Source organism: Kitasatospora sp. NPDC093558, assembly GCF_040683475.1.
GTDB lineage: Bacteria > Actinomycetota > Actinomycetes > Streptomycetales > Streptomycetaceae > Kitasatospora.
This window is the reverse complement of record NZ_JBFBDY010000474.1, coordinates 1-4,983: the sequence shown is the minus strand read 5'-3', so window position 1 is coordinate 4,983 and position 4,983 is coordinate 1. Positions and strand designations below refer to the sequence as shown.

Below are 4,983 nucleotides of genomic sequence, written 5' to 3'. Positions count from 1 at the left end.
GTGCCGCCGCCGGCCGCGGGCGGGGCCGGGACGCCCGGGGCGGACTCGGACGCGGTGCTGCTGGACGACAAGCTGGTCCGCCAGGTGCTGCCGGACGTCAAGGCGATGGCCGGGTGGGAGGAGGAGAAGCGGCGCGTCGACACCGCGGACCACGCCACCACCTGCACGGCCGCGGCGCCCTGCACGGGGAAGCCGCTCAGCGGGTCGGTCCGCTTCTCCTCGGGCGACCTCGTGACCCGGTTCATGATCGACACGCTGCCGACCCGGGACGCGGCGAAGGACCGCCTCAAGGAGACGTACGCCTCGTACCAGGGCGGGCCGTTCAAGGCCGTGGACTCCGCCGTGCTGGGAAGTGAAAGCCAGGTCTTCCAGGGGCAGTTGGCGGGCAGTGAAGGTGTCGGCATCGTGCTGCGCTCGGGCACGGTGGTGGCGAGCGTCACGACCGAGGGCGGCCCGGTGGACGTCGCGGCGACCCGACGGTTCGCGGCGATGCTGGTCAAGCGGATCGAGCAGGCGCAGACGGGCAAGGCGCCGGACGCCGGGCTCGGCGCGTACTGACGGCCCGGCCGCCGGGTCGATCCGACCGCCGGGTGAGCGGGCGGACAACGGACGGCGAACAGATAACAGAATCTGTTCGCTGAAATCTGTTATCTGTTATCTGTCCGTTGTCATCTGTTACCCCCCTCGTCAGGCCCGGTGCGGGCTGCGCGAACGGATGTCGGGCGCGCGTGATATGTACTGCATCTGGGCGGCCACTGCGCGTCCATGCGAGAGATGCCGATCACGTTCGAGGGGGGCCACCCGATGCCGCTTTTCCGCCGCCGCTCCGGCGAGGACGCCACGCAGGGCCGGTCCGGCCGCCGCGGGCTCGGGTTCGGGCGCGGCAAGCGGGCGGCCGAGGCCGTCGCCCCCGTCCCCGCCGGCCCCGTCCCGGCGCTCGACCCGGCCTTCGGCGACGACGCGGTGCGCGCGATGCTCGCTCAGGCCGCCGCCGGGGACTGGACGGCGCTGCGCCCCGCGCTCGCCGCCGTCGAGGACCAGGCCGACCGGACGTGGATCCTCGGCGCCCTCGCCGACGTCGACGGCGTCGAGGCCTGGACGGCCCGCGCGATCGCCGACCACCCCGACGACGCCCTGCCCCTCCTCCTCTCCGGCGCCCGGCACATCACGTGGGCCTGGGAGGCCCGCACCCGCGCCCGCGCCAAGCACGTGACGGAGGAGCAGTGGAAGCTCTTCCACGAACGCCTGGACACCGCCGAGGAACAACTGCTGGAGGTCGCCGAGCGCGAGCCCGGCTGGCTCGACCCCTGGTACTTCCTCCAGATCAGCGCCCGCGGCGCCTCGCTCGGCGCCGAGGTCGCCACCTGCCGCTTCGAGGCCGCGCTGCGCCGCGACCCCGGCCACGCCGCCTCGCACCGCCAGCGGCTCCAGCAGCTGTGCGCCAAGTGGGGCGGCTCGCACGACGCGATGCACGAGTTCGCCCGCTCCGGGATGCTCGCCGCCCCCGAGGGCAGCGAGCTCGGCGAGTTGGTCGCCCTCGCGCACCTGGAGCGCTGGCTGGACCTCCCCGACGGCGAGGACCACGCCTACCTCACCAGCCCGACGGTCCTCGCGGAGCTGCAGGAGGCCGCCTTCCGGTCCGTCCTGCACCCCGACTTCACGCCGGCCCGCGGCTGGCAGGGTGCCTTCAACACCTTCGCGATGGCCTTCTCGCTGGCCGGCCAGCGCATGACCGCGCACCTGCTGTTCGACGCCCTGGACGGCCTCGTCACCGAGTCCCCCTGGCACTACCTGGCCGGCGACCCGGTCGCCAACTTCCGCACCCACCGCGACCGTTGCGCCCACTGACATCCACTGGCGCCCGCTGACGCCGGCCGCCCGCCGACGTCCACCGGCGACCGCTGACGCCGGCCGGCCGACCGCCGCCCGGCCCCACACCTCCCCACCCACCCAGCCATCGAAAGAGCCCCCCGGTGTCCCCATCCGAGAACCCGACGAGTGCGCAGAGCCCGGCGAGCGCGCACACCTTCCAGGTGGACCTGCGCGGCCTGGTGGACCTCCTCTCCCACCACCTCTACTCCAGCCCCCGCGTCTACCTGCGCGAGCTCCTGCAGAACGCGGTCGACGCGATCACCGCCCGCCAGAAACTCGACCCCGAGGCGCCGGCCCGGATCACCGTCCGCGCCGACGACGGGCTGACCGTCACCGACACCGGCATCGGCCTCACCGAGGCGGACGTCCACACCTTCCTCGCCACCATCGGCCGCAGCTCCAAGCGGGACGCCGACGGCGGCCTGGACGGCGCCGGACTGGCCCGCGCCCGCGGCGACTTCATCGGCCAGTTCGGCATCGGCCTGCTCGCCTGCTTCGTCGTCGCCGACGAGATCACCGTCGTCACCCGCTCCGCGGCCACCCCGGACGCCCCGGTGGTCGAGTGGCGCGGCAGCTCCGACGGCCGCTACACCATCCGCACCCTGCCCGCCGAGGCCAGGCCCGAGCCCGGCACCACCGTCACCCTCGCCCCGCGCGCCGACGCCGCCGAGTGGACGCGCTCGGGCCGCGTCCTGGCGCTCGCCCGCGACTTCGGCAGCCTGCTGCGCCAGGACGTGACGGTCGTCGACGCGAACGGCACCGAGCACCGCGTCAACCGGACCCCGCCGTGGGCGCAGCGGCACGGCTCGCCGCTCGCCCGCCGCGACGCGCTGGGCGAGTACTGCCGCTCCGCCTTCGACTTCACCCCGCTGGACAGCATCGACCTGGACCTCCCGCTGGTCGGCCTGCGCGGCGTCGCCTACGTCCTGCCGGACGCCGCCCCGCCCTCCCGCCGCTCCGGCCACCGGGTGCACCTCAAGGGCATGCTGCTGACCGACCAGGCCGACGAACTCCTGCCCGACTGGGCCTTCTTCGTCCGCTGCGTGGTCGACACCGACGGCCTGCGCCCGACCGCCTCCCGCGAGGGCCTGTACGCGGACGAGACGCTCGCCGCCGTCCGCGACGCGCTCGGCGCCCGCATCCGCGACTGGCTGACCGGCCTGTCCGCGAGCGACCCCGCCCTGCTGCACCGCTTCCTGTCCGTGCACCACCTGGCGGTCAAGGAACTCGCGCGCTACGACGACGAGTTGCTGCGCATCATGCTGCCCTGGCTGCCGTTCGAGACCACCGACGGCAACGTCACGCTGGACGAGTTCGCCCGCACCCACCCGGTCCTGCTGGTGACCCGGACGGTCGAGGAGTTCCGCCAGGTCGCCCCGATCGCCGGCGCCGCCGGGCTCGGCGTCGTCAACGGCGGCTACACCTACGACCGCGACCTCGTGCACCGGCTGCCCGAGATCCGTCCCGGCGTCTCCGTCGCCGACCTCGACCCGGGCACCGTCACCGCGCACCTGGACACCGTCGACCCGGCCGCCGAGCTCGCCGCCGCCGCGTTCCTCACCATCGCCCGCGAGGTCGTCGGCCGGTTCGACTGCGACGTCGCGCTGCGCAGCTTCCACCCGACCAGCGCCCCCGCCCTGCTGCTCGACAACCGGGAGGCCAGGCACGAGCGCACCCGCGCCCAACTCGCCGACGAGGCCGACGGGTTGTGGGCGGACATCCTCGGCTCGCTGCGCGCCGAGGTGCCGCGCGCCCAGCTGGTGCTCAACCACCTCAACCCGCTGGTGCGCCGCGCCGCCTCGCTGGCCGGCAGCCGCGACCTGACCGTCACCGCCGTCGAGGCGCTGTACGGGCAGGCGGTCCTGATGACCCGCCGCCCGCTCAAGGCGAGCGAGAGCGCCCTGCTCAACCGTTCGTTCATCAGCCTGCTCGACCACGCCATGCTCGGCCACGAGGCGGCCGGCGGCCGCGGCGCCGGCACCGACCCGAAGGAGGCGTGATGCCGGACACCCCCGACGCGGTGATGGCCGCGCTGCGCGAGAACGACGCCCGCCCCTACGGCCGTCAGCGGACCGTGACCGCCGAGGAACTCGTCGACGCCGCCGAGCAGTTCGACGACACCGGGGTGCGCTCGATGGCCCTGCTGGAGCTCATGGAGGCGTACCAGTACGACGGCGAGCGCAGCAAGTCGCCGGTGGTCTTCGCCCGGGTGCTCAAGCTGTGGGACACTGACCCGGACGGCTTCGGCGAGTGGGCCCGGGACCAGCTGTTCTGGCGCTTCAAGTGGGTGGCCGGCTCGCTGGCCGGCACCCCGGACGTGCCGCTGGAGGCGATCCGCCGCTGGCACACGGAGATGCGCACCCGCTACGAGAAGGCGGGCTTCGGCCTCCAGCCGTACTACGCCCAGCGCTACCACCTGGCCGCGCACACCGGCGTCGGCGCCGACGACGCCTACGAGCTGTGGGCCGGGCGCCCGCGCACCGAACTGAGCGACTGCCACGCGTGCGAGATCCGCGCCCGCGCCAACCACCACGTGCGCGCCGGCGACGACGCGCGGGCCCTGGAGGCCTGGCGGCCCGTCCTCGGCGGCCACAGCACCTGCTCCGAGGAGCCCTACCTCAGCCACGCCGCCGCCCTGCTGCCGCTGGTGCGCGAGGGCCGCCTGGACGAGGCCCGCTCCAGCCACCTGGTCGGCTACCGCTTCGCCCGCGGCAAGTCCGGCATGGCCCGACCGGTCGGCCAGCACGTCGAGTTCTGCGCGCTCACCGGCAACGAGCCGCGCGGCCTGGAGATCCTCTCCGAGAACCGCGACCTGTTCGCCGTCACCGGCGACCCGAACGGCCGCCTCGACTTCCTCACCGGCGTCGAGGTGCTGATCGCCGCCCTCGCCCGCCAGGGCCACGGCGAACTCGCGGTCAGCGGCCCGCCCGGCCGCAGCTGGACGGTCGACACGCTGCTCGCCCACCTGCGCGCCGAGGCCGACGCGCTCGCCGCCCGCTTCGACGCCCGCAACGGCACCGACGCGGTCGGCGCCCGCCGCCGCGCCCGGCTGGAGCGCGAGCCGCTGCTCGCCGAGCCGCTCGCGCTCGGCGTCCGCGCCGCCACCACGCC

Annotated in this window: 3 protein-coding genes and 1 pseudogene; all 4 read left to right on the top strand. The window is 74.7% G+C overall.

Annotated features, from left to right (window positions below):
- Positions 1-558 (top strand): hypothetical protein (locus tag AB0O00_RS29445; RefSeq protein ID WP_363656873.1); only part of this gene is annotated, 558 nt, incomplete at its 5' end.
- Between the two features lie 246 nt (positions 559-804).
- Positions 805-1,848, top strand: a complete 1,044-nt coding sequence (locus AB0O00_RS29440; RefSeq protein ID WP_363656871.1) for a hypothetical protein — start codon at positions 805-807, stop codon at positions 1,846-1,848.
- Between the two features lie 125 nt (positions 1,849-1,973).
- The gene (locus AB0O00_RS29435; RefSeq protein WP_363656869.1) at positions 1,974-3,872 is read left to right on the top strand and encodes an HSP90 family protein; all 1,899 of its coding nucleotides are present in this window, start codon (positions 1,974-1,976) and stop codon (positions 3,870-3,872) included.
- A pseudogene (locus tag AB0O00_RS29430) lies at positions 3,872-4,983 on the top strand (hypothetical protein); the annotation flags it as partial. The gene AB0O00_RS29435 and the pseudogene AB0O00_RS29430, both read left to right, overlap by 1 nt.

Excerpts from the sequence above, each read along its gene's own strand:
- AB0O00_RS29440 (WP_363656871.1), top strand. The coding sequence starts at position 805 with ATGCCGCTTTTCCGCCGCCGCTCCGGCGAGGACGCCACGCAGGGCCGG.